The organism is Streptomyces sp. JK94, assembly GCF_053613315.1.
Window position 1 is genome coordinate 233,323 of record NZ_JBSICH010000001.1, and the last position, 25,977, is coordinate 259,299.

Annotated in this window: 11 protein-coding genes; 6 read left to right on the forward strand and 5 right to left on the reverse strand. The window is 68.4% G+C overall.

The window, feature by feature from the left end:
- Nucleotides 1–111: 111 nt before the first annotated feature.
- The 4 genes from ACVV2G_RS01185 to ACVV2G_RS01200 all read right to left on the reverse strand — a co-directional run bounded on the left by ACVV2G_RS01185 (nucleotide 112) and on the right by ACVV2G_RS01200 (nucleotide 3,776).
- On the reverse strand, nucleotides 112–1,521 hold the full coding sequence (locus ACVV2G_RS01185) for an SCO6881 family protein (protein ID WP_453840633.1): 1,410 nt from the start codon (nucleotides 1,519–1,521) through the stop codon (nucleotides 112–114).
- Between the two features lie 28 nt (nucleotides 1,522–1,549).
- On the reverse strand, nucleotides 1,550–2,230 hold the full coding sequence (locus ACVV2G_RS01190; RefSeq protein ID WP_453840634.1) for a hypothetical protein: 681 nt from the start codon (nucleotides 2,228–2,230) through the stop codon (nucleotides 1,550–1,552).
- Complete coding sequence (locus tag ACVV2G_RS01195) at nucleotides 2,230–2,538, reverse strand: DUF6112 family protein (protein ID WP_453840635.1); 309 nt, start codon at nucleotides 2,536–2,538, stop codon at nucleotides 2,230–2,232. Before ACVV2G_RS01195 ends, ACVV2G_RS01190 begins: the two co-directional genes overlap by 1 nt.
- A 92-nt stretch (nucleotides 2,539–2,630) precedes the next feature.
- Nucleotides 2,631–3,776: a C40 family peptidase gene (locus tag ACVV2G_RS01200; RefSeq protein ID WP_453840636.1), complete on the reverse strand. Its 1,146-nt coding sequence runs from the start codon at nucleotides 3,774–3,776 to the stop codon at nucleotides 2,631–2,633.
- Between the two features lie 579 nt (nucleotides 3,777–4,355).
- Between ACVV2G_RS01200 and ACVV2G_RS01205 the strand changes: the two genes are divergently transcribed.
- Complete coding sequence (locus ACVV2G_RS01205; RefSeq protein WP_142201147.1) at nucleotides 4,356–5,102, forward strand: DNA-methyltransferase; 747 nt, start codon at nucleotides 4,356–4,358, stop codon at nucleotides 5,100–5,102.
- Nucleotides 5,103–5,199: 97 nt separating this feature from the next.
- Here the strand turns inward: ACVV2G_RS01205 and ACVV2G_RS01210 are convergent, their stop codons facing one another.
- On the reverse strand, nucleotides 5,200–6,135 hold the full coding sequence (locus ACVV2G_RS01210) for a DUF5655 domain-containing protein (protein WP_453840637.1): 936 nt from the start codon (nucleotides 6,133–6,135) through the stop codon (nucleotides 5,200–5,202).
- A 363-nt stretch (nucleotides 6,136–6,498) separates the two neighbouring features.
- On the opposite strand from ACVV2G_RS01210, the gene ACVV2G_RS01215 reads away from it, so the two are divergent.
- The 5 genes from ACVV2G_RS01215 to ACVV2G_RS01235 all read left to right on the forward strand — a co-directional run bounded on the left by ACVV2G_RS01215 (nucleotide 6,499) and on the right by ACVV2G_RS01235 (nucleotide 25,321).
- On the forward strand, nucleotides 6,499–7,743 hold the full coding sequence (locus tag ACVV2G_RS01215; protein ID WP_453840638.1) for a serine/threonine-protein kinase: 1,245 nt from the start codon (nucleotides 6,499–6,501) through the stop codon (nucleotides 7,741–7,743).
- Nucleotides 7,744–7,870: 127 nt separating this feature from the next.
- On the forward strand, nucleotides 7,871–11,047 hold the full coding sequence (locus ACVV2G_RS01220; protein ID WP_453840639.1) for a DEAD/DEAH box helicase: 3,177 nt from the start codon (nucleotides 7,871–7,873) through the stop codon (nucleotides 11,045–11,047).
- The gene (locus tag ACVV2G_RS01225; protein ID WP_453840640.1) at nucleotides 11,044–16,302 is read left to right on the forward strand and encodes a DNA methyltransferase family protein; all 5,259 of its coding nucleotides are present in this window, start codon (nucleotides 11,044–11,046) and stop codon (nucleotides 16,300–16,302) included. The genes ACVV2G_RS01220 and ACVV2G_RS01225 overlap by 4 nt, the downstream gene beginning before the upstream one ends.
- Nucleotides 16,299–23,012: a DEAD/DEAH box helicase gene (locus ACVV2G_RS01230; protein WP_453840641.1), complete on the forward strand. Its 6,714-nt coding sequence runs from the start codon at nucleotides 16,299–16,301 to the stop codon at nucleotides 23,010–23,012. Before ACVV2G_RS01225 ends, ACVV2G_RS01230 begins: the two co-directional genes overlap by 4 nt.
- Nucleotides 23,009–25,321 carry a UvrD-helicase domain-containing protein gene (locus ACVV2G_RS01235; RefSeq protein ID WP_453840642.1) on the forward strand — a complete coding sequence of 771 codons (2,313 nt, stop codon included), beginning with the start codon at nucleotides 23,009–23,011 and terminating at the stop codon, nucleotides 25,319–25,321. Before ACVV2G_RS01230 ends, ACVV2G_RS01235 begins: the two co-directional genes overlap by 4 nt.
- Nucleotides 25,322–25,977: the final 656 nt, after the last annotated feature.

Here is a 25,977-nt window from a genome sequence, read left to right on the forward strand (position 1 = left end):
GGCGGAGGACGGGGCGCGCGGCGCTCTTCTGGACGTCATGGCGGAACCTTCCTGCTGGTGGGGCGGCGGGGGCGGGCCGTGGAGTGCGGCCCGCCCCCCCGGGGATGTGGGTCAGGAACCCGACGGCGGCTGGGTGGGATACACCCAGTTCGTCGACGTCGCGGAGCCGGTGGCCGACGGTCCGGACGCGGACGCCGGAGTGCCCGAGGCCGAAGGTCCGGGGTCGGCTGGCGGCATGGAGGTCATGTCGCCGCCCGGAGCCGATGCGGCTGCGAGGTGACCGGAGCCGCCCGCAACGTCTTGGGCAGTCGATTCGGACCCTTCCGGTTCGTCCTCGCCAGGACGTGTGATCAGTGGCGGGATCCCGGGGCGCTGGATCAGAGCCCGGCCCTTGTCGCCGCTCGCGTCCGGGTCTTCGCCGTACCGGAAGCGGGTCTGCTGCTTGGGCGGCCCGGCGTTGATGCCCTCCTTGCTGAGGGTGCCACCGGACGGGTTGATGCCGGAGGCGACGCCATCGGTCCCAGCGCCCGGGACCTGGTTCGGACCCTGCGGAGCGGGAGCGCCGGTACCGGCCCGCAGTGCGAGGCTGCCTGCGGTCTTCGCGGCTCCTGCGGCGACCGCCATGCCGGCGACACCGGTGCGGTGCATGTCGTCGTGGCCGCCGCTGTCACTGGCCCAGTGGACGAACTTGTACGTCGCGTAGGGGCAGAGCAGCACCAGGACCATCACGACGATGCCCGCCATCGCGTCGGACAGGGCTGCCATTCCGTCGCTGGCGTCGCTCTTGCCCATGGCGGAGACGCCGATGAGGAAGACGACGGTCATCAGGAGCTTGGAGACGATCAGGGTGCCGGTGGCCTCGATCCAGCCGCGCCGCCACCGCTTGGCGACCTCCCAGCCCCCGCCGGCCCCGGCGAACACGGCGAGCGCGACCATGATCAGGACGCCGACCTTGCGGGCGACCATCACGCCCCAGTAGAGGAAGGCGCCGATCGCGCACCCGAAGGCGACCAGTGTGGAGACGCACCAGCCGAGTCCGTACATCGCGCCCATCTGGTCGACCTTGACCACGCGGCGAATCGCATCGTCGATCGAGGTGTTGGCCGCTTGGAACAGCCCGTCGGACAACGCGTCGACCACGGTGATGGCGACGGTGGTGAAGGCGATGGCGGAGAAGCTGAACAGGACCCCGGTCATGGTGCCGAACGCGGCCTTGGCGAGGGCACGTTCGTCGCGACGCCAGGCCGCGGTCATGAGCTGGATGCAGAAGATGCCGACGGTCAGGACGAGGCCGATGGGCAGCAACAGCTCGTAGTTGTCCCGGAACCACCCGGCATTGAGATCGATGGCCGTCGTCTTGTTGACGGCCTTGGCGGCCAGGTCGGCCGCGCTGGCCGCCAGCTCGCCCGCCGACTTCGCGATCCACGCGCCGAGACCGTCGGTGACGGTGCCGGCGGGGTTGGTGGCGAAGTCGACGGCGCCACACACCTTGTCCATCAGCGGGAAGTCGCAGACTCCCATGGGTCGTACCTCCGTTCTGGGGCGAGGGTCAGGGCGCGACGGACGGCATGACGCCGACCAGGGCGCAAGGGCGGTTGGGTCGGCACTGGACCGCGAGGGTGGTGGAACGGCTCTCCGCGCCGCCGGCGGACGAGCCCTTCCAGCGAATCGACTGCTTGCCGGAGACCGTGACGGCGTAGACGTACGCCTGGGTGATCGCCCCGGGGTCGTCCTGGAGGGCCTGAGTGAAGGCGTGCGGGAAGTGCCCCTCGTTGATCTTGGCGGTGGCGACCTGCTTGTTGGCGGCCATCTCGCTCCACAGCACGGCCGAGGGGACCACTCGGTCGACGGAGGCCGGATCGGCGTACTTCGACTCCGTAGTCAGCCAGCTGCGCAGCGCCTTGCGCAGTTCGGGCTGCGAGTACGCGCGGGTGTCGTACGACCACAGCGCTGCTGCGGCGGCCTTCCCGTACGTGATCGGGTCGTGGGTTTTCGGCGGAACGGGAAGAGCGCGGGGCCGGGTGTGCGGTCCGGACGGCGCCGCGGACGATGAGGACGCGGTGGGTGAACTCGGCGGTGGCGCCGCAGGATCGGAGGGGCTTCGACTCTCGCGGGTGAGGTATGCAGCCAGGCCGGCGAGGGCGACGAGCACCGCAAGGACGGCAGTGCCGAGCAGCGCCCGGCGGCGCACGCGAGATGCGCCGCCGGGGTGGGTGGAGTGCTGAGCCATCAGTGGACCTGCGTCCCGAGCGTCGAGAAGAACGCCACCACACCGTTGGCCGCTCCGAGCAGAAGGGCCGCGCCCGCACTTACCAGCACGCCCTTCTTCCCGTTCGCCTCGGCCTGGTGACCACCCGAGTGGTGACCCCAGGCCCACACGCCCGCACTGACGGCGAGGGCGCCGACCACGGCGACGAGCCCGAAGAGGTTGATCGAGCCCATTACCTGCTTGAGGACGTTGAGGCCAGGGAGCCCGCCCTCGTTCGGCTTGATTCCGGGGTCGTAGGCGAGCTGTATGGCCTGGTCAGCGAGATACATTGGAACTCCAGTTCGAGTGAGTGCACGCCAAAGCCCGGCGGGGCGAACCAGCGGTGCGAGGGGGAGGTGAGGAGAGGGAGGAGCGCCGGCGGTCAGACGACTCGGCGGGCCGCGAGAATCCGCGATTTCCAGGACGCGACGGTTGTGATTCGTACGACGTCACCGGTGTGCGGGGCGTGCACGATCAGGCCCTGTCCGATCGCCATCCCGACGTGTTCCGGTACGGCGGCCGTCCCTTCGGTGAAGAGGAGGTCGCCCGGCTTGAGGGCATCGACCGAGACGGCCTTGCCGTCCTTGACCTGCGTGTACGTGGTCCGCGTCAGGGTGACCCCGGCGGCCTTGTACGCGGTCTGCATCAGGGAGGAGCAGTCGCAGCGGCCCATCGGGTTCTTGCCGTGGGAGTCGGTGCAAGTGCCGCCCCACTGATACGGGGTGCCGAGCTGGCCGAGCGCCCACCGGATCGCCGTCTGCACCTTCGGCGGCGCGGAGGCGGGGATCTTGTACTCGTCCGGCAGGGCGCCCGCCGGGATGGTGCCGAAGTCCGTCCCGTCGCCGTCCGACGAACAACCGCCCGCGGAATCTGAGGAGGGGCTGCCGGTGTCGGCAGAGGCGGACGGCGGCGGGCTCGGCGATCCACCGTCGGCCTTCTGCAGCAGGGGCTCGATGGCCTTCTGCAGGGCGGTGGCCAGCGGCTCCCACTTGGCGTACGCCTCGGGGAAGCCCGACTTCTGCACCGCCTGGGCGGCCTGGGTGACAGAAAGGGACTGCCAGCCGGAGACCTTCTTGAGCCCCTCGTAGAACTTCGTCGAGGCGTGCACCGGGTCGAGGATCTGGCTGGCCGTGCCCCAGCCCATCGACGGCCGCTGCTGGAAGAGACCCAGCGAATCGCGGTCGCCGTAGGTCAGGTTCCGCAGACCGCTCTCCTGCAGCGCGGTCGCCAGGGCGACGACCTGCCCTCGGGCGGGGATGTTCATCGCGACGCCAGTGGCCTGGATCGTCTTGGCGTTGGGCACCTGATCGGCAGGTGCGTCCAGGCCTGGTACGGAGACCGAGCCCTTGTCACCGCCGTCCAGGATGGCCTTCACCTGCTTGGCGACGGCGGAGACGTCCACACGCTGTGCACCGTCGGTCGAGCACGAGGCCGAGGCGGTCCCGGCACCGATGGCAAGGACCGGCAGTGCCAGCAGGAGTGGTCCGGTGGCGCACAGACCGACGAGGGCTCCCGTCGTCTTCTTCACGGCCGCCACCGTTCAGCACGACGGCGGTGCGGACCAGGCGACGGAGGTGGGTCGGAGCGCGGGTGTTTCAGGGCATGCTGCATCGCAGCGACTCCTTGGTGTTCGTAGGAGGCGCGGTGCCGACTTCTCGTGCAAAGCCGTCGGCACCGCGCCGATGTGCATCCGCCTTTCGGCCGGCCCGGGTCAGCGGAGTTGGTAGCTCCTGGACGCCGGTCTCAGGTCATGCGCGGCAGCCAGCCGCGCTCGTAATCTCAGGCAGTGCACAGGAGCCTCCTCACGGCGCTCGCGGGCAGATGGGCAACATGCCTCCGACGCTGCTCGATTGGACGAGACGGCACGGATAAGCACAGCTCAGCGGGGTGGAGCAGCGCTCCCTCCCGGTGGCACGGCGAGACAGTAGACCGGGATTCCGGCCACACCAAACGACTGCGGTCCCGGGGCCCGAAGCGGGGAGTCGCCTCGTTAGGTGCGGCCGGAATTCGCCGTTAACCTCCGCTGCCACCTCGCACCGGATGCACACCGTTGAGTGCTGTCCGGAGCAGGTCCAGACTCCACCGTGCCCGAAGAGAGGCCCACCCCATGAGCTACACGCTGCACCGAGGCGATGCCCTGACCGTCCTGAAGTCCCTCCCGGACGAGAGCGTCCAGGCGGTGATCACCGATCCGCCGTACAACTCCGGGGGGCGCACCAGCTCCGATCGAACCGGCCGTACCGCCCGTGCCAAGTACGTCACGAGCAACTCGGCGCACGACCTCGCCAACTTCCCGGGAGAGAACCGCGACCAGCGCTCCTACCGCTCCTGGCTCACCGCACTGCTCACCGAGGCGTACCGGGCCTCGACCGAGCACGCGGTCGCGATGGTCTTCACCGACTGGCGACAGGAGCCGACCACCTCCGACGCACTGCAGATGGCGGGGTGGACCTGGAGCGGCACGATCCCGTGGATCAAGCCATCCAGCCGGCCCCGCAAGGGCGGGCCGAAGCAGGACTCGGAGTTCATTATCTGGGGCGTCAAGGGCTCCCTCGACAACACCCGCGACCTCTACCTGCCGGGCCACTACATCGCCTCCCAGCCCCGCAAGGGCCGGGTTCACATCACCCAGAAGCCGGTCGAGGTCATGCAGCAGCTCGTCCAGGTCTGTCCCGAGGGCGGCACCGTCCTCGATCCCTTCACGGGCAGTGGCTCCACCGGGGTCGCGGCACTGCGTGAGGGACGCCGCTTCGTGGGCGTCGAGCTGTCCGCGCACTACGCCGACGTCGCCGAGGCGCGGCTGCGGGCCGAACTGACGAAGGACGACTTCGAGCTGGCCGGACCGGAGGCATAAGCGTGAGAGCGTAGACGCCGAGGCCGACGGCCCGCAGATGCAAAAGAGGCGGCTGGTGCATCGACTAACCGATGCACCAGCCGCCCCTCCTGTTGCGTCAGACAGCCTCGAATGCGCGCCGGATTAGCGGCGCCGCCTTTTCCAGGACGGCTGCCGAGACGACGCGGACCTCCAGGTCGCCGGTCCCGAGGTGTCCGATACCGCGCATGTCGCGGGTGAAGCCCTCTTCCAGCTCGACCGTGTCCGGGTCGAGTCTGAGATACATCAAAATCGCCTCGTGCTTCGGGCGGAAGATCACCGAAGCCACGTTCACCAACCGCCGGTAGGCGATGTAGTGCCGCAGCGGCGCCACTTCCACCTCGCCCCAGGCCGTGAGCGCCTCGTCCAGCTCTACGTACAGGTCCCGCAGACACTGCGGGACGCGGCCGGCGCTCGCCGGCGGAGGATCCACCGGTACCGTCGGTGCGCCGGCGGCCGCCGCGTCTCGCTCCCGGGGCCGCCGCGACAATACGGCGGCGGGCATGCCGGGCGAGGAGTCGACGAGCCGCAGGCTCAGCAGCCCGCCCTCGAAGACGCGGTAACGCACAAGGTCGATCCGCTCGGGCAGCCGTTGAACGGCCACACGATCGTGGTGAGAGAAGCCGGCCGCGATACAAACCACCCGCGGCCGACGCCAGTCGATCGACTCGGCGGCCTCCGCGCCCAACACCTTCCGGACCAACGCCTCGAACTCGTGGTGCGCCGACTCCAACCAGGACAGATAGGAGACGGCCTGCGAGAGCACCCCGCTGTCCGAACCCTTCTTGAACTCGATCAGCGCAGGCGCGCCGTTCTCGTCCAAGCCGAGCGAGTCGATACGGCCACGGTGCCACGGTCCGGTCGGATACTCGGATGCGAGGAAACGGATACCGAGCATGGACTCCATGCCGGCCTCGATCCGGCGCTGCAACTGGACCTCCAGGGCCACTGTCGAGCCGCGCAGCTCGACGTCCCGGCCGTCGGCATCCAGCCGGAACAGCTTCAGGTCGGTCACCAGTGTCCCCCTCGGCGTGATCTTTACAGGAGAGGCAATGGAAACCGGGCACGTGGCTATTCCCTGTCCCCGCCGGATTCTGCCCGGCTGTGTCCGTCGGACTGCTCTCACACGCGCAGCCTGTTGACCTCGCAGCCGGGACGGAGCGGGGCGGCGGTCCCGTAGCCGTGGCCGGGCATTCGGGCTGGATTCCGGAGCTGGTCACGGTCCGGTGTGATCACTTCCTCCCGGGTGGCACCGGTCAGTAGGCTGTAGCGGTCATTCGTAGGTGTCCGTGTCCTTTGTGCTCTGCTTCTTCCGCGGCAGAGCCAGGGCCGTGCGCCGACGAGGGTGTTCTTTTCTGGGGGAGACAGGGGGTGTGCGGTGAGCGGCGCGGCTCTGCCGTCGCGTATCGGTCCGTACCTCGTCGAGCGGCGGCTCGGCGCGGGCGGGATGGGGGAGGTGTACCTCGCCTACTCGGTCGCGGGTGAACCGGTCGCGGTGAAGGTGATCCGGCCCGACCGCACGGATCCGCACACACGCGCCAGGTTCGAACGCGAGGCGACGATCGCGCGCACGATTTCGGGAACGGGGCGCGTGGCCCGTTTCATCGAGGCGGATCCGTTCGCCGAGCAGCCCTGGCTGGCCATGGACTACGTCCCTGGCCGCCCGCTGTCCGATGTCGTGAAGGACCAGGGGCCCCTGTCCACACCGCTCGTGGCGAGCCTCGGCGCGCTGTTGGCCGAGGGGCTTTCCGCCGTGCATGACGCGGGTCTGGTGCACCGCGACCTGAAGGCGCAGAACGTCGTCCTCGGAGACTTCGGCCCGGTGATCATCGACTTCGGGCTCGGTGCCTTCGTCGGGGCGTCCAAGGGCTCGCTCACGCAGGCCGGCATGGTCATCGGCACGGTGCGCTGCATGCCGCCCGAGCAGGCACTGGGGGAGCTGGAGGTGACGCGGGCCGCCGACGTGTACGGGCTGGGTACGGTGCTTCTGTACGCGGCGACCGGACACTACCCGTACGACGGCGCCCGATGGGAGGCGGTGGCCGCGCAGGTGGTCAACGCCGAGATCGGCCCCGATTTGTCCGGGCTGCCCGATGAACTGGCCCCCGTCGTGTCGGCCATGCTGGCGCACAAGGCCGACGACCGCCCCGCCCTGGCGGAGGTGACCCGGCAGTGTGCCGATCTGATGCGGCTGCTCGGCACGAGCCCGGCCCGGGCACGGCGCTCTCTGATCCAGGAGACCACGCCGAAGGACGATCCCACGATGGTGCTGCCCCAGCCCGACTCGCCCATGCTGGACCGGCTCGACTCACTGGAGCGGCTGCTGCGCGAGGAGTCGGCGTCGCAGGCGGTGAACGCCTTCGCCCCGCCTTCCGACGTTGAATCCGGCCCGGACACCTCCGATTCTCCGGCCGAGACCGATGTCGGCAACGGCGCGGAGACCCTGCCCCCGCCCTTGCGGAAGCCCGAGTCAGAGCCAGAGCCGGAGCCGCCCGCGCCCGGGAGTGGCGACACGGCTGAACCCGCGCAGCGAAGGGGGCGTCCCCCCGCTTCCCGGCGGGTCGCCGACGAACTGCGCAAGCGCTACGCGACGGGGCCGGCGCTCGCCTGGTCGAAGCGCTGAGCCACCCCGCTCTTCCTCCCTCTTCTCGACGAGGCCGGTCCAGGGGGCAACCGGCCCGGGGATACGAAGGGAGGCACGGGCACACCACACATCTCGATCGAGTACACAGTCCACAGAGGAGCACCACGTGACCACGGCGATGCAGCCCGAGGTTCCTGAGGCGCGCGACGCCGATGCGGCGCGGTCGGCGTACCCGGCCGGTGCCAAGCCGACCTTCGCTCCCGGCGCCCAGGTGCGCATCCGCCACGAACAGTGGCTCGTGAAGTCCGTCGCCGAGTCCCGCGACGGACTGATGGTCGAGGTCAGCGGGGTGTCCTCGTTCGTGCGGGGCACGGACGCAGTCTTCTACTCCGGTCTCGACCAGATCGACGTACTCGATCCGCGCAAGACCCGGCTCGTGCCCGACGACACCTCCAGGCACGCCAAGGCCCGCCTCCATCTGGAGGCGGTCATCCGCAAGACCGCCCTGCCACAAACCGAGCACGGCATCGCGCTCGCCGACTCCTTCCTCATGGACCGGCAGGAGCACCAGCTGCGCCCCGCCGAGTTGGCGCTGTCCATGCGTAACCCGCAGCCCCGGCTGCTGATCGCCGACGTGGTCGGTCTGGGCAAGACACTGGAGATCGGCGTCACGCTCTCGGAACTGATCCGGCGTGGGCGCGGCGAGCGCATCCTCGTGGTCACGCCCGCCCATGTGCTGGAGCAGTTCCAGCGCGAGCTGTGGACCCGCTTCGCCCTGCCGCTGGTCCGCTTGGACTCCACAGGCATCCAGCGCATCCAGCAGGAGATCCCGGCGGGCCGGAACCCGTTCGCCCACTTCAAGCGCGTCATCGTCTCGGTCGACACCCTCAAGTCGGCGACGTACGCCCACCACCTGAAGAACATCACCTGGGACGCGGTGGTTATCGACGAGTCGCACAACCTCGTGAACAAGGGCACCCGCAACAACCGTCTCGCAGGCCGCCTCGCCGAGCAGACCGACGCACTGATCCTGGCCTCCGCCACTCCGCACAACGGCGATGCCGAATCCTTCGCCGAGCTGATCCAGATGCTCGACCCGGCGGCGATCGCCGACGCCAGGAATTACAAGGTCGCCGACCTCGACCACCTGTACATCCGGCGTACCAAGACCGACCGCGAGGTGCGCGACGGCCTCAAGGACAAGCCCTGGGCCGCACGCGGTCCCTCCCTGCCGGTGCCGGCTCCGGCGACGCCGAAGGAGGTCGCAGTCCTGGAGAAGCTCGAAAAGGAGTGGACCCCGGGCGACCCGAATCGTTCGTCGATCTGTGCTGAGCCGGTTATCGCCTACGGTTTCCTGAAGGCGTTCCTCTCCTCACATGTCGCACTGCGGAAAACCCTCGCCAACCGCCGTGCCTACCTGGACGATCCGAAGAGCCGTACGGTGAAGGGCAAGGCCAGGACCGTGCCGGACACCCCCGAACGGCGCGCCGCTTTCGCCGCCGAGAGCAAGGCCCTCGCGGAGCTGGAGGCGCTGGTCGCGGACTTCACCGACCAGGACTCCGCCAAGCTCGACGCACTCGTCCGCACGCTGAAGGACGACCTCGACGTCGGCCCGCACTCCGAGCGCCGCGTCGTCATCTTCTCCGAGCGGGTCCACACGCTGGACTGGCTGGCCGAGGAGGTCCCGGCCCGGCTGGGCTTCAAGAAGAAGAACCCGGCCAAGCCCGACAAGACGCGGCCGTGGAAGGCGTACGGCGGTGCCGTCGAGGTCATGCACGGTGCCACCACCAACGAGCAGCAGCAGCGGGAGATCGTCGACCGGTTCGGTCGGCGCGAGGAAGCGGTGCGGCTGCTGTTCACCGGCGACATCGCCTCCGAAGGCGTCAACCTGCACCACCAGTGCCACGACCTCATCCACTACGACCTGCCCTGGTCCCTCATCCGCATCGAGCAGCGCAACGGACGCATCGACCGTTACGGGCAGGCGGTCAGTCCCGAGTTCCGTGCGCTCACCCTCACCGCCGACGTTCCCTGGCGGCGAGACGAGGAGACCGGCGAGACGCTCACCCTCGACGACCGACTTGTCGGCACCCGTCTGCTGCGCCGCGAGGCCCAGGCGCACGAGATCGAGACCGGCGAAGGCAGCGCTGAGGCCGTCACCGGCCTCTACAACGACAAGAAGGAAGAGGACCGCCTCACCCGCGACCTCATCAAGGGCGGCACCGTCGAGCGTTCCATTGCACAGTCCCAGCAGGAGTCCGGCGGGGTCCTCGCAGGACTCCTCGCCGGTGTCAACGCCCGGCTCGCCGACCCGACGGCCGCTACCGCCACTCCCGGTACGGCCCCGGTGCCCGAGGCCGATGTACCCCACGTCTTCGCCGACACCAAGGCGTACTTCCACACCGCCGTGGACCTCATCTACCCGCAGGCCGAGCGCGAGGCCCTCGACTGGAAGCCCGAGACGGCAGGTGGTCGCATCGAGTTCACCCCGCCCGACGACCTGCAGTACCGCTTCCGGGAACTGCCGAAGTCGTACCTGGAGCAGGAGAAGATCCTCACGACACCCAAGTACGACGGCACGCTGCGCATCACATTCGACAAGCGGTACGCCGCCGACCGACTGGAGGTCGCCCGCAACGCCAAGCAGGGCAAGACGGACGAGCCCACGTCGCAGTGGCCCAACGTCTCCTACGTCTCTGACATCCACCCCGTGCTCGACTGGGTGACGGATAAGGTCCTCGCCAAGCTCAAGTACGACGAGGCGTTCGTCCTCGCTCACCAGCCCGACGCAGGCAAAGCCCAACGGATCGACGCCGCTCTGCCCGCGGCCCTCACCGGCCCGGTCTACCTCCTCCAGGGGGTCTACTCCAACGCGGCGGGCAAGCCGACGGTCGTGGAGTGGATGGCCGTCACCGGCCTCGCCGAGGCCGCTCCTCGCGTATGGCGCATGGACTCGGCGTTCCTCGCCGCCTGCGGCGTGGGCCCCGACATGCCCGGCCGAGGCCGGCCTGTCAACCCCGACCTCCTCCAGGAGCTCGTCCCCGCAGCCGTCGACGCGGCTGAGACCCACCTGCGCGAGCGCCGCGCCGACTACGACAAGCAGGTCGACTCCTACCTGGCCCCGTACGAGGACCGGGTACGGGTCTGGGAGCAGGGCGCCCTGATCGCCGTGGGCAACCAGGAGCGCCGCCGCAAACAGGTGTACGACACCGCGGCGCGGCGCCGCGATCTGGTACGCCGGCTGCGGACCGACGGCGACCCGATGCTGCGGGTCCTCGCCGTTCTCGAACCCCTCCACGCCACCACCGTCTCCGCCGCATCCGCTGAGGAGTCCCCGCGATGAGCTACACCTACGACTCCTTCGCCAACCGCGGCGAATACCTCTCCGCCCACTACTTCAGCGAGGAGCTCGAGAACACCCTCAAGAAGAGCAAGGCGGGCGACGAGGGCCTGTTCACCCTGTGGACCAGCCGCGAGACCGACCCCCACGACCCGCAACCCACTCCGCGTGAGCTCATCCCCCGACTCCGCGGTGAGTACTTGGCCACCGTGCGCCCCTTCCTGGCCTCCCGCGCCCAGCAGGAAGAACTCGACAGCACCTACGACGACCCCACGGGAGAGTGGGCCGAGCACCTCACTACCTGGCACACCGCCGTCCTCAAGGCCCTCGGTTACGGCGGTGACCGGCCCGAGCCGATCACTGTGCACAACGCGGGCAGGGAGTACGAGCTCCAGGTCGCCTGGCACGGCGACGACATCCTCGCCGTCGACTGCGGCTGGACCGCCAAACTGGACGACGCCCTCGACCCCGAGAAGGCCGGGCAACTCCTCCACTCCCTCAAGACCGCCGACGGCCTCCTCGAAGTAGGCGAGAAGCTGGCGGGCTGGCTCTTCCAGAGCGAACTGCACGAGCCCGGCGGCGAGGGACCCCGCTTCATCCTGCTGCTCTGTGGTGGCGTACTGGTTCTCGCTGACCGCAACTCCTGGGCCGAAGGCCGCTATCTCGCTGCCAACCTGGACGCGGCCCTCGCCCGCAACGACACGGCGAAGGCTGGCGAACTCGCCCTCTTCTCCGCTCTCTTCGCCCGCGACATGCTGACGCCCCGCCCCGACGGCAAGGGCCGACGCATCGACGACCTGCAGAAGGCGTCCCGTGACAACGCCGTCGGCGTCAACTCCGAGCTGCGCAAGGGACTCCAGCGCTCGGTCGAGATCATCGCGAACGAGGTACTCGCCCGCCTGCGCGAGGCGGAGGTCGAGCCGCGGGAGATTGAGGACCTCAAGAAGGGCCCGTTCGCCAAGCAGCTCACCCGCGAATCCCTGCGCTACCTCTACCGCATCCTCTTCCTCCTCTATGCCGAGGCCCGCCCCGAGCTGGGCATCCTGCCTGCCGACGACTCGACGTACCAGACCGGGTACTCGATCGCCCGGCTGCGTGAACTGGTGGCGCGAGAGCGAAAGTTGGTCGAGGAGGACAGCCGAGGCGGCTTCCACCTATACGCATCCCTTGACGTCCTCTTCAACAAGGTCAACTACGGCCACCGTCCGCACGGCACCGAAGCTAATGACGACAAGCCCGCCGAGGGACGCAGCGAACTGCGCGGCCTACGCTTCGAGCCGCTGCGCAGCGAGCTGTTCGACCCGAAGTCGATCACGCTCATCGGTTGCCGTGTGCTGGACCCCCGCTGGGATGAGGACGATGACGAGCAGCCACGATGGCTGGACCTGCGGCTGCGCAACGAGGCGCTGCACGAGGTTCTACGCCTGCTCACCATGAAGGAGGCGGGCCAGAAGGGCAGACAGGGCGGCTTCATCTCTTACCGCAACCTCGGCATCAACCAGCTTGGCGCCGTTTACGAGGGCTTGATGTCCTACACCGGCATCATCGCCGACAAGGAGCTCGCCGAGGTCGCAAGGCCGGGCGAGAAGCGGGGCGGCAAGCAGTACGGCGATCCGGAGAAGGGCTCGTGGCTGATTCCCGCGGACCGGCTGGGGGACTACCCGGAGAACACCTGGGTCGTCTACTCCGCCCAGGACGCCGAACAGCACGGCCTTCGCGGTCCGAAGAAGTACGCGGCTGGCGAGTACGTCTACCGACTGGCCGGACGCGACCGAGAGACGTCCGCCTCGTACTACACGCCGGAGTCGTTGACGAAAGTCACCGTCGAACTGGCTCTCAAGCACCGGCTCACGGACGAGACGCGGGCGAGCGACCTCCTGAAGTACACGATCTGTGAGCCCGCGCTCGGGTCCGGCGCGTTCCTCAACGAGGCGATCAACCAGGTCGCTGACGAGTACCTCAAGCGGCGGCAGGAGGAGCTTGGCGTCAGCCTGGACGCGTCGAAGGCGCTGGACGCGAAGCAGAAGGTCAAGGCATACATCGCGCTGCACAACGCGTACGGCATCGACCTGAACGCGACGGGCGTCGAGCTCGCCGAGGTGTCGCTGTGGCTGAACACCATGCACCCCGGTATGCGCGCACCATGGTTCGGACTGCACTTGCGGCGCGGCAACTCGCTGATCGGGGCGCGGCGTTGGGTGTACGAAGCGGACCGCATCAAGAACGAGCGGACCGTCGGCGGTACGACGCCGGTCAAGTTGCCGTTCCGCGACACGGAGGGCGAAGGTGCGGAGCAGGCGCTGCCCGAGGGGGCGGTGCACCAGTTCCTGCTGCCCACGCCGGGGTGGGGCGCGGTCGCCTTGGTCAAACCAGCAAATCCTGCGGGCAATCTCATCGGGCAGTTGGCCAAGCCGGAACTCGACCGACTTACAGAGTGGCGAAAAGCGGTAGGTGCTAAACCGAAGGCCACGGGTGGCAAAGGGAGCCAGCTCGCGCGGCTACAGGAGGCGGCCAAGCGTGTGGAGTTCCTGTGGCAGCTCGTCGCCAAGCGGATGGAGCTGAGTGAGCGCGAGATTGCCCGCACTATCGACGTGTGGGGAGCCGGGCAGGAGGAGGATGAGGAGGAGTACGCGTTCCTACGCCGTGACAAGAGGAACGCGGAGGGGGACTCCTTGCCGCTGACCAAGGAGCAGGTCTTCCAGGACTTGTTCGAGGCAGAAGGTTCTCCGTACTGGCGGCTCAAGCAGGTCATGGACGCGTGGTGTGCGCTGTGTTTCTGGCCGCTGGACCAGGTGGGGCTGCTCGATGGGACGGACGTAGAGTACGAGACGCCACCGGTGGTGGCAGTCGATGCGCTGTTGTCGTCGGGGGTGCCGCAGGTGGGCGAGATGGAACCTGCGCCTGCACCTCAGTACGTCGAGAGTGGGCTGCTGTTCGCGCTGAACGGGGACCAGTTGGCCTTCGGAGAGAGCGCGGACGAGAGTGAACTGGTCGAGAAAAAGCAGATCAAGAGGCGTCGTGAGCCGGCGCCACCGAAGAAGGGCGGCGGGACGGCGCAGCGCCGCCCCGTTATCGCTCTGAAGGACCTGGACGACTGGCTTGCCTTCCTGGAATCCATGGTTGGTACGGGGTCGGTCCCGGAGGAAACGTTCGCCACCTCGGTTGACTCCCTGGAGGAGTTGAAGGTCCTCGAAGGGGCCATCCAGGGCGAGATGGGCATGGACGATGCTCGAAAGGCCGTGGATACGCGGTATCCGTGGATGCGGGTGGTGCGGGATATCGCGAAGGAACAGGGGTTCCTGCACTGGGAACTGGACTTTGCGGGTGTATTCGCGAGTGAAGCGGGAGGTTTCGACCTCCAGGTTGGGAACCCGCCTTGGGTGGAGATCAAGTTCAACCGTACAGCCAGTTTCTCTGAGTTCGAACCCCACCTGACGCTGCAGGAGAGCCTTACCAAGGAGCGCGAGGCAGAGTTGCGCGAGCGTGTCATGCAGGTGCCCGAGTGGCGCATCCGGGTGCTCCGAGACGCGGCCACGGACACGGCGCTGGCGAGTTTCTACTCCAGTGCGGTCGTGTACCCGATCCTCGCGGGGACACCGGCGCACCTGCACCCGCGCTTCATGAGCCAATGCTGGGACCATGCGGCCGCTACAGGTGCCATCGGGCTCGTACACCCCGATGGTCACCTGAAAGGCAAGCAGAACCGGCGCATCCGTGCGGAGGCGTATCGCAGACTGCGTGTGCACGGAGCTTTTGTGAATGTCTCGAATTGGGCATTCCCGCGACCTGTTGGAGACAAGAAGGACTTTGCAGCCAACATCTACGGCCCTCGTCAAGAGGTCAACTTCAAGCACCTGAGCTTCCTCTACAGGGCCGATGTGCTCACAGATTCCTTGCGGCACGACGGATCTGGTCCGGAACCGGGTCTAAGGTTCGACGGGCAGTACGACACCCGGCCGCACCGGGCGCGGATCATCAACGTGAACGCAGAGACTCTCGACCTGTGGAGTGAGCAGCAAGGCGGAGAGTCCCCGGCGTCGGAGGCGGAGATGATGTATCCGCTGACGCAGAGTGAGCAGACTGCGGTCGCTCTGATGGCGAAATATCCCGTCCGGCTCTCCCGCGACGAGATCAGCATGAGCCGTGGCTACGACGAAGAGCGCGACCGTACTGCGGGATACATTAACTACCGAAGCCAGCGTCCAGATGCCTGGGATGAAGTGATCCTGCACGGTCCGCACATCGGTCCTGGAACGCCTTTCTGCAAGGAAGACCCCGAGCTTAGATCAGAGGGGGCGCGGATCGACCTGACCACAATCCCAGCCGACTTCATTCCCGCCACTAAGATGGCCAGGTCATGCGATCGGGACAGGTTCGAGTCCATGGCTATGGTGTGGAGGGACTGGCAGGGGCAGCCACATGCCCGCCACTACCGCTTGGCCTTCCGGCGCCGGAACGATGGGAAGACGGAGAGGGTTCTGCAAGCCGGGATCATTCCTCCAGGGCCCACCCATGTATATGGCCTCCTCAGTCTTGCCTTCCGGAATTGGCAGCATTTGCTGCTAGTCGCTGGCTTCTGGTCGGCGATTCCACTGGACTATATGCTGCGGGCCTTCGGAATCAAGGACCTCCTCGAACCCGGCATCCAGCGGCTCCCCGCTCCTTCCCCGAACCACCCGTTGTCGGGGGCCCTGGCCGTCAGGTCGGCCCGCCTGAACTGTCTCTCAAGTGCCTACGCAGACCTGTGGGAGTCGGAGTTCCGCTTCTCCTGGCTTCGCGAGGAGTGGGCAAATCCGTGGACGGGCCTGCCCCCGCTGAACGCGGTGGAACCCCGCTGGTCATGGAGCACGCCACTGCGCACGGAGTTCGAACGCCGCGCCGCGCTCGTTGAGCTGGACGCGCTGGTCGCTGTGTGGATGGGGCTTCCCGCAGACGCACTTGTCGCGGCGTACCAAGCACGCCTGGACGTGCTGTCCGCCCGTGAGGAGCAGATGTACTTCGACGCGCACGGGCGGCAACTCGCCTCGGACAGGTGGGTTTTTGGCACCGGGCAGACCGCCGAGCACTGGAAGGCCCTGGTGGAGCATCTGGCCGCACCCGACGCCAGTCCTGTCCCCGACGGCTACACCGCCCCCTTCTACAAGGCCGACCGAGAGCGCGAAATGCGTGAAGCCCACGCCTACTTCAAGCAACGCCTTGACGAGGCCGTCGCCCAGGGCCTGTGGGACCCCGAGAAGATGGAGGTCCCGACCCCGTGAGACCGACCCTCGAAGCACAGGGACTCAAGGAGAGCCTGCTCCAGTACCTGTCCACGACGTACGGCCTCGCGGACGAGGGCGCCCGTAAGGCGCTGAACGCCTTCCTCGGGGACGAGACGACGGGCATGTTCCGCGGACCGTATCTCCGCCTGCGTACCCCCTTCACCCCGGCCGACGACGGCTGGCAGCAGTACCTGGACTGGGTCCGTACCGACGGCTGGACGCCGTACGCGCACCAGGCCCGCGCCTTTGCCCGGCTCACCTCCAAGGACGGCCACACACCACAGCCCACGCTCGTCACGACAGGCACCGGTTCCGGCAAGACCGAGTCGTTCCTGTACCCCGTTCTCGATCACTGTGCCCGCGAGCGCGCGGCCGGGAACAGCGGGGTCAAGGCGGTGTTCCTGTACCCGATGAACGCCCTGGCTACGGACCAGGCGGCCCGTATCAACGATCTGCTCACCGATTACGACGAGTTGAGCGGTGTCCGCGCCGGCCTGTACATCGGGGAGAAGGCGGCGACGCACTACGACAGGGTCTACACCCGCCGTCAGGACATGCAGCTGTCTCCGCCGGACATCCTGATCACCAACTACAAGATGCTCGACCTGCTCCTGCAGCGCGCGGCCGACGCATCGCTGTGGGACGGCAGCGACATCCGCTACGTCGTCGTCGACGAGTTCCACACCTACGACGGCGCGCAGGGCACCGATGTCGCCATGCTGCTACGCCGTCTCGCCATCGCGGTCGATGCCAACCGGCCCGGCATGCCGCTGGGTTCGATCACTCCCATTGCCACCTCCGCGACCCTCGCCTCCGGTACCGATGAGGACGGGGTACAGCAACTCCTCTCCGTGGCCACCAACGTCTTCGGCACGGAGTTCATCGAGGACGCGATTGTCGGCGAGGACCGGCTGACGGTCGACGAGTTCATTCTGGGCGAGGACGAGTCGATCCCGGACGCGAGATTCCTCCCTGGTCAGGCCACGCCCCCCGAGACCCTCACCGCCCTGCCGGATCCGGCATCCGGCCCCGAAGAACTCGCGGACCTCGCCGAGGCCGTCACCGGAAGCCGCATCACTGATCCGGTCGCCCTCGGTGCCGCGCTCAAGCGCAATCGGCTCACGTACGCCGTCCTGAACGCCTTCGACGGCACGGTGCGCACCTACGACGAGGTGCTCGACGTGATGCGCCGCAGTGGGGCGAAGAGCTGGGACGAGGCGATCACGACACGGCCCCAGATCGCCGCGCTGGCACTCGCCCGCTTCGTCGCGCTGCTGTCCGTGGCGCGTGACCCTGACGCGCCGGCCGCGACCAGCCGCCCCTTCGTCCAGGTCGAGGTGCACCAGTGGGCGCGGTCCGTCACCCGCATGCTGCGGGGCGTACTGCCATGGCCGAAGGCCGAGTTCGCGTGGGACGCGGCCGGGGCGCAGAGCCAGTCGCGTACGACGCCGGACACCACCACCTCCCGCGACACCAAGATCTTCCTACCTGCGGTGTACTGCCGCGAGTGCGGGCGTTCCGGCTGGTCGGTCCTCGCCCCCGAGTCGGACTTCGAGGAGCTGAACTTCGAGGCCCACAAGATCCGCCGGGCCACCGTCACCGCCCAGAAGGCCAAGGTGCGCGCCCTGGTGGCGGCCACCGACAACGAGGCCCGCGAGGGCAATGGCCGTACCGCCATGGCCCCGGCGGCGCAGAGGTCGCTGACCACCGGCGGCGCGGGCGTGCTCATGGTGCTCGACGGCCTGTCCCAGCGCCTGCGGCTGCCCGACCCCCAGGGCGACTACGACGACGAGGGCACACCGGCGCCCGCCGGCCCCGACTCCGCCTTCGTCCTCGTCCAGCTCGGCGACACCGCGGAACGCGCCGCCAAGGACGACTGGTGCCCCGCCTGCGGCACCCATAACGCGATCCGCTTCGTCGGTACGGGTGCCGCCGCGCTCGCCGCTGCCTCCGTCACCCAGCTGTTCACCGGCGGGGAGATGGACAAGAAGCAACGTGAGACGAAGACGCTGATGTTCAACGACTCGGTGCAGGACGCCGCGCACCGGGCCGGTTTCGTTGCCTCCCGCTCGTACACCTTCTCCTTGCGGGCCCTGTTCACCAAGCATCTGAGCGAGCAGCGGCCCAGCGCCCTCAATGACCTTGTCGCCGATGTCGTCGCGGCCACCACAGACCGTGAGACACTCGCCGCCGTCGTCCCGCCGGACCTGCACGACGACACGGGCGTGGCGCGCCTGCTGTCCGGCCAAGGACGCGGCGGGGACCGCAAGACCTGGGACCTGATCGGTGAACGATTCGCGTTCGAGGCCGTCATGGAGTTCGGCCACCGCTCCCGCAACGGCCGTACCCTCGAACTGACCCGTACCGCAGCCGCCTGGGTGGACATCCCCGACGAGCAGGCGGCCGTGGCGCTCGTACGCGCCGCTCATGAGGAGGCCGCCCACCGCGGGTTGACGCTCACCGAACACGACGACGCCCGCTATCTGGCCTTCCTGCGTGGCCTGTTGGAGCGGCTGCGTACACGGGGGGCGATCGGGCACCGGTGGCTGGAGAAGTTCCTCGACGAGGCGGGCACCAGCCGCTACTTCATCTGGGGAGGCCGCCCGCGCGGCATGAAGGCCTTCCCCAAGGGGGTCTCCGCACCGAGCTTCCTGCTCGCGCGGCCCAAGCCGAGCAGCGAGTTCGACTTCGCCGCCGGACGTCTGTCCTGGTACCAGACCTGGGCCCAGCGCTGCCTCGACATGACCCGTGAGCAGGCCGACGAGTTCTGGGTGCGGCTGCTGCCCCGGCTCACCGACGCCGGGCTGCTCTCGGCGCGCACCCCGAGCGACACGGCCGCCCGCTTGTACGGCCTTCAGCCGGGCGCCATCCGGTTGCAGTTGCTGACCGACGCCCAGGTCAACGAGGCGTATGTGCGCTGCCCGAAGTGCTTCTGGGAGCAGACCGTCCATCCCTCGCTGCTGGCCCAGTACCACGGGCAGCCCTGCCAGGCGTATCGCTGCGCGAAGGGGCGGCTGGTCGCGGGTGATCGGTGGCTGGAGACCGTGGACCGGCACGACCGGGACCGCGACTACCGCGACGACTACTACCGCCGCCTGTACCGGCGAGCGGGCACCTACCAGGTCATCACCGCCGAGCACACCGGTCTGCTCTCCCGCGGCAAGCGTGAACGCGTCGAGGACGCCTTCCGCAACGGCGAGGGATTTAACGACCCCAATGTGCTGTCCTGCACGCCCACCCTGGAGATGGGCATCGACATCGGCGACCTGTCCGCCGTCGTCCTCGGCGCCCTGCCGCGCCGTCCGGCCAACTACGCCCAGCAGGCGGGCCGGGCCGGACGCCGTACCGGTAACGCCTTCCTGCTGACTATTCCCGACCGCAAGCGCCGCGACCTGTACTTCCTCGACCGGCCACGGGACATGATCGACGGACGGATCGTGCCGCCGGGCTCGTATCTGTCGGCCATCGAGATCCTGCGCCGTCAGTACACCGCCCACCTCCTCGATCTCGCGGCGCGCGGCCGGCTGCTGCGCGAGGACGGCAGGCCGCTGGCCGCGCTGTCGCGCCGGGTCGACGAGCTCTTCGGTCCCTCCGGCTATCTCGCCGACTTCACCGACGCCGCCCTCGCCCACGGCGAGGAACTCGTCGCCGGCTTCCTCGCCCTGTTCCCGACCGGCGTGAGCGACACCGCCAAGAAGGAGCTGGAGAAGTACGCGGTCCGCGGCATCCGCAGCGCGATCGAGAAGGCCGAGCGGGAGTGGGAGCGCGAGAACCAGAAGCTGCGCACCCGTATCCGTACGATCCGTTCCGCGATCGACGAGCTCAAGGACGGCGACGACGAACAGGCGAATTCGAAGGCGGAGTTGGAGGCCGAGCTCGGCGCCATCTCCAAGCAGGGTGCCATGCGCCAGCGTCAGCCCTCGCAGACCGTGCTGTGCGATCTCGGCCTGCTGCCCAACTATGCCCTCATAGACGCCTCTACCACCCTCGACGCCACCGTCTTCTGGCCCGAGGGCACCACACCGGAAGGCCGGCCCCGCTACAAGTCGAAGTCGTTCTCATACGGGCGACCGCGCGGCTTCGCTCTGTCCGAACTCGCCCCTGGCAACACCTTCTACGCCGAGGGCTACAAGCACCGGATCACCGGTATCGACATCGTCACCGGACGGGACCAGGACTGGCGTCACTGGCGCTTCTGCCCCTCGTGCGGCTACGTCCGCACCGAGAACGCCGAGAACGACATCACGCCCTGCCCGCGCTGCGGGGAGACGGGCATCGCCGACTCCGGCAGCCTGTGGCAGATCGTCCAGCCCAGCGTCGTGACGGCCCGCGACAAGCGGGAGGACGCAAGGATCGGCGACGAGAGCGACGACCGCGACCGCCGCTTCTACACCGTCGTCGACATGGTCGACATCCACCCCGACCACTTCGCCAAGGGCAAGTCCTGGCGGCACACCAAAGAGATCTTCGGCGTCGACTACACCCGCCGTGCCGTCATCCGCCGTATCAACACCGGACCGCTCAGCATCGGGGCCCAGGAGAACGACCAGCTAGCCGGGAAGCCGGTGCGCATCGCCCCCTTCCACGTGTGCACCGCCTGCGGAGCTGCGAGCGCCGACGGCCGGCCTGTCTTCGACGACGACCGGGACGCCGTCGACAACTCCGCCAACCGCCAGCGCGAACTCAAGCACCACACTCCCTGGTGCCCGTTGCGGCGCGGCAAGAAGGGCGTACCCCAGGAACCCGTCCTGCTCGCCCACGAGCTGGAGACCGAAGCGCTGCGCATCCTGCTGCCGGCCGCGACCGTCCTCGTCGAGGAGAAGGTCCACTCCTTCCAGGCGGCCCTGCGCCTGGGCGTGGACGGCGCCTTCGGCGGTGACCCGCAGCACCTCGCTACCACCCTCGCGACCATGCCGGACCGTGACACCGCGGAGAAACGGCACTTCCTCGTCCTGTACGACCGTCTCCCGCACGGCACCGGCTACTTGGACCGGCTCACCGACCCCGCCGCCTTCCGGCAGGTGCTGGAGGGTGCGCGCCGGCTGCTCGTGGAGTGCCCCTGCAACGAGGAGGGCGGGCCGGCCTGTCACCGCTGTCTGTACCTCTACGCCGACGAGCAGTACATCGAGCGCGTCTCCCGCCAGGCCGCCCTGGAGATCCTCGACGAACTCCTGGGCACCGACACCGACGCCTGGCACACCAAGAAGGTCGGCAACACCGATCAGATCGGCCTCGACGGACAGGTCGAATCCGATCTGGAGGCACGCTTCCTCAAGGCCCTCCGCGGGTGGGCCGGACAGCGTGGCGACGCCGTCCTGGAGGAGAGCGGCGACAACAGCGCCTATCTGCGTCTCGACGAGGTCGGCACCGTGCACGGCTGGCGTCTGACAGCTCAACGCAACGAGGGCTACACCCGTACCGACTTCACCTTCGAACGTGTCGACGGCCCCAAGCAGAAGATCACCGTCTACCTCGACGGACACCGCTTCCACGCCACCCGCCGACACAACCGGCTCGCCGGCGACGCCGACAAGCGCAACCGGCTCCGGGCCGAGGGGCGCGCAGTCTTCCAGCTCACCTGGGACGACCTCGACGCCTTCGAGCGGCAGACGAACACGGCGGAGTCCGCCGCGGGGCGGGAAGCGGCCGAGCCGGTGTGGCCGCCCTACCCGCGCAGCGCCCAGGACCTCGCCAAACAGCTCTACGCCGACCGTGGCGGCGACGACCTCGCGACCACCGCCTTCACCGACCCGATGACCATGCTCCTCGCCTACCTGCGCAGCCCGGACGACGCGGCCTGGGGCGGGCGGGCATCAGCCATGGTCGGCGGGCTCCTTGGGACCGGCCAGGAGATCCTCGTCGGCAGCGGCACCCCCGACCAGACGCGCCAGACGCTCAGCGGCCTTCTCGACGCCTGGGGCCGCACCGACGGCATCGACCCGGCGCCCGTCCAGGGCACCGGCACGCTTAACCTGTTCCAGACCTGCGACCAGTCCGGTCTCCCCATCGTTTTCCTCGTCGACGCGGCCACCAGCCGCTGGTCCGCACTGGCCTGCCTCGACGACACCGCACACGACCAGCTCGGCACGCCCGAACACAAGGCGCGCTGGCGCTCCTGGCTCCAGTGGTCCAACATCCTGCAGTTCCTCGCCCACGACGGCGGCGACGGCATTCAACTCACCACAGCCACCGCAGCCGGCTTCGACATCTCTGTCCTCAAGGCCTTCGGCGGCCTCGGTGAACTCGAATCCCTCGTGGTGCGGTACGGCACCGGCACACCCGCACCGCAGCCCGTACCCGCGGAAGCCTCCAACGAGACTCCTCTCGAAGCAGCGGTGCGGGATCTGCTGTGGGACCGGGAGATCCTCGAATACCTCGACGAGGACGACCCCGACTCCCCCCTCACCCGCCTCGCCCACGTCTTGGCCGACGGCGGCAAGAAGGCCCCTGCTTACGGCTACGAGCTCGGCGAACGCGGTTGGCTCGCCGACTTCGTCTGGGACCACGGCACTCCGCGGATCGCCGTCATGGCCGAGCCGTACGACCAGGAGGCCGAGGAGAGCGACAAGACCTGGAGCGCCTACCGTGACGCCGGGTTCACCGTCCGCTCGGCCGACGACTGGCTCGCCGATCTCGATGCTCTGCTGGGCGTGCTCCCCGACGCCACCGCCCGTCCCGACTCCGAAGAACAGAGTGCCGCACGATGACCGCACGCCTGAGCCTCTACCAGAAGGCCGAGAACGAGCTCTACAAGATGGACTCGTCGGTCAAGACGAAGTTCTACGACTTCTGCCACCAGTTCCGTCTTGACCCCGATCACCCCAGCCTCGACCTCAAGCCTCTCAAGGGCGAGGGCCGGATCTTTCGAGCCAAGATCGACCGTTCGTACCGGGCGCTGTTGGCCCGGGCGGGGGTCGGCGCCGATGGCGTCCAGCAGTGGCTGATCGTCGCCGTCCGCCACCGCAAGGACGTCTACGAAGAACTCACCGTCGCCATCAACAGGATCACCGGCGAGATCGAGTTCGTCGACCTCGGCGTCGTCGGTCAGAGCGTCCTCCAGCGCGCGGGACTCCAACTCACGCCGGCCCAGGACGAGCACACCGCACCGGCCGAGCCCACGCGCGCCCCCGTCGTGACGCCACAACCGGCCGCCCCCGCCGAACCGCTCCTCGTCGGCTGCACCCCCGAGGACCTGCGCCGACTTGGTGTCGCCGACGCCCTCATCGGCCCGGCCCTCGCCGTCACGACCGACGAGGAGTTCGACCAGCTCATCGCCGGCGCCCCGCGCCTGACCGCCGAGGTCCTCACCGGCCTTGGCTCCGGCATGTCCGTCGACGAGGTCGAGCTTGAGATCACCCAGCCTGCCTCCACCGAGCTCGAACCGGGCTTCGAGAACGACATGGCAGCGGCCCTCACCCGTACCGCGGTCACCACGGTCGACGACGACATCCGCAACGTCCTGGCCGAGGGCGACTTCCGAGCCTGGAAGGTCTACCTCCACCCCACCCAGCGCAAGATCGTCGAACGGAACTACAGCGGCCCCGGCCGGGTCAGCGGCGGCCCCGGCACCGGCAAGACCATCGTCGCCCTGCACCGCGTCGCCCGCCTCGCCGCAGCTCTGCCGCCCGGCCACGGCAAGCCGATCCTGCTGACCACGTACACCAAGAACCTCACCGCCGACCTGCGTTCCCGGCTCACCTCGCTCATGGACCCGGCGCTGCTCGGTCGCGTGGACATCAAACACATCGACCAGCTCGCCCAGAGCGTTCTCAACGAGAACACCGCGCCCGGCGCACAGCGCAGCCTGATCACCGACGACCGTGCCCTGGACGTACTGCGCGAAGTCCTCTTCGAACACGACGAGCAGCGCTGGGACGCCGAGTTCCTCTTCGATGAATGGGAACAAATCGTCCTCGGCCAGTCCCTCGCCACCCGCCAGGACTACTTCAAGGCGCGTCGCGCCGGTATGGGTCGCGCCCTCAACCGCCCCGAACGCGCCGTCGTCTGGAAACTGCTCGAACAGTTCGCCCTGCGCCTCAACGGCATGGGCCGGGAGACCTGGGCCCAGGCCGCCGAGCGCGCGGCGCGGTACGAGATGGAACGCGCCCGCAAGATCCAGACGCGGGCCGAGCGCAAGACCGACATCGGCGGCGGCGACCTGGCCCACCTCGACGACAACAGCTCCGCGATGCGCTACCTGCGTCACCGCTACCGCCACATCGTCGTCGACGAGGCCCAGGACCTCAGCCCCGCCCACTGGAAGATGCTGCGCGCCATGGTCGCCTCCGGTCCTGACGACCTGTTCATCGCCAGCGACACCCACCAGCGGATCTACGACCGGCAAGTCACTCTTTCCACCGTCGGCATCAACATCCGCGGTGGCCGCTCCTCGAAACTGACGCTGAGCTACCGCACCACCCAGGAGATCCTCGACCAGGCCGCCAAGGTCGTCCGTGGGGGCACCTACGATGACCTCGACGACGGCACCGACACCCTCGACGGCTACCACTCCCTGCTGCACGGCCCAGCCCCCGAGTACGTCGCCTGCGCCGACTGGACCGACGAGATCACTCAGCTCGCCGAGGCTCTCAAGCAGTGGCGCGCAGACATCACCCAGCCCGGCAAGGATGGCACCGTACGCGATCCGAGCGGCACCATGGCCGTCTGCGTCGCCGACGGTGACATGGCAGGCCGGGTCGCCGCCGACCTGGAGACGAAGCACGGCATCACCACAGCGACCCTCACCAAGGACGGCCCGCAAGGTGGCGGCGAGGTCCACATCGGAACGATGCACCGCTTCAAGGGTCTTGAGTACCAGAAGCTCGCGGTCATCGGCGCGAGCGACGGCATCCTGCCGCGCAGCGCTGTCGTCGAGAAGTACGAGACGACCGACCCCAAGCGGTACGAACGCGAACTCAAGAAGAGCCGCAACCAGCTCTTCGTTGCCACCACCCGAGCCCGCGACGCGTTGCGCATCTCGTGGCACGGCAGGCCCAGCCCATTCCTACCCTTGTAGACGGGGACGACTCTGTGTCGCTGCAACCATCGCCACGGAGGCAGGGGACTCCACGGAACTGGGTCAGCCGAGACTCGTAAGACTTGCTACCTACATCAACGGCTGGGCGCCGGAGGTTCAGCGACGTGGGCGGCAGCCCAGAGTCGTCCATCGCCCTTTCGATGGTGGACTTCATGGGATTGCCCACGAACAGCGGACTGATCGCGACCGCTGCGTGGAAAAGCGGCGGCCAGCCGCGGTCCGAGAGAGGGGACAGGGGCGTGGGCGGGTCGGTCGAGCCTGGTCCGGCAGCTGCTGTTGAATGCGAGTAGCCGAAAAATACAATGATAGGCGCATATGGCGCCCCGCCAGGCATTCCCGATATGGAGGCCCTGTGAACCTTGTTGGTGGATTCAGCTAACCTGCCTGCGTGTACGACGCAATGGGGGGAAGCGGACCCTGTCGGCAGGCCGCAATTGGCGAGAAGAAGGCACGTCTGGCCAGGGCGGAGCAGCGGCGAAGATCGCGGGATCGCACGGGAGGCGGCGGGTTCGTGCGCCGTAAGTGGGCGGGGCTCGACGTGGACGACGCCAGGGACGGATACGTCTTTGCGTGTTGCGCGCCGTTAAGTTGCGCCGAGCGGTGACGGTCAAGGGCTGCACGGCCGGCGGGGACGG

Bases quoted from the DNA above. Each gene is read 5' to 3' on its own strand.
- ACVV2G_RS01190 (WP_453840634.1), bottom strand. From the start codon at position 2,230: ATGGCTCAGCACTCCACCCACCCCGGCGGCGCATCTCGCGTGCGCCGC.
- ACVV2G_RS01185 (WP_453840633.1), bottom strand. From the start codon at position 1,521: ATGGGAGTCTGCGACTTCCCGCTGATGGACAAGGTGTGTGGCGCCGTC.
- ACVV2G_RS01195 (WP_453840635.1), bottom strand. From the start codon at position 2,538: ATGTATCTCGCTGACCAGGCCATACAGCTCGCCTACGACCCCGGAATC.
- ACVV2G_RS01205 (WP_142201147.1), top strand. From the start codon at position 4,356: ATGAGCTACACGCTGCACCGAGGCGATGCCCTGACCGTCCTGAAGTCC.
- ACVV2G_RS01225 (WP_453840640.1), top strand. From the start codon at position 11,044: ATGAGCTACACCTACGACTCCTTCGCCAACCGCGGCGAATACCTCTCC.
- ACVV2G_RS01235 (WP_453840642.1), top strand. From the start codon at position 23,009: ATGACCGCACGCCTGAGCCTCTACCAGAAGGCCGAGAACGAGCTCTAC.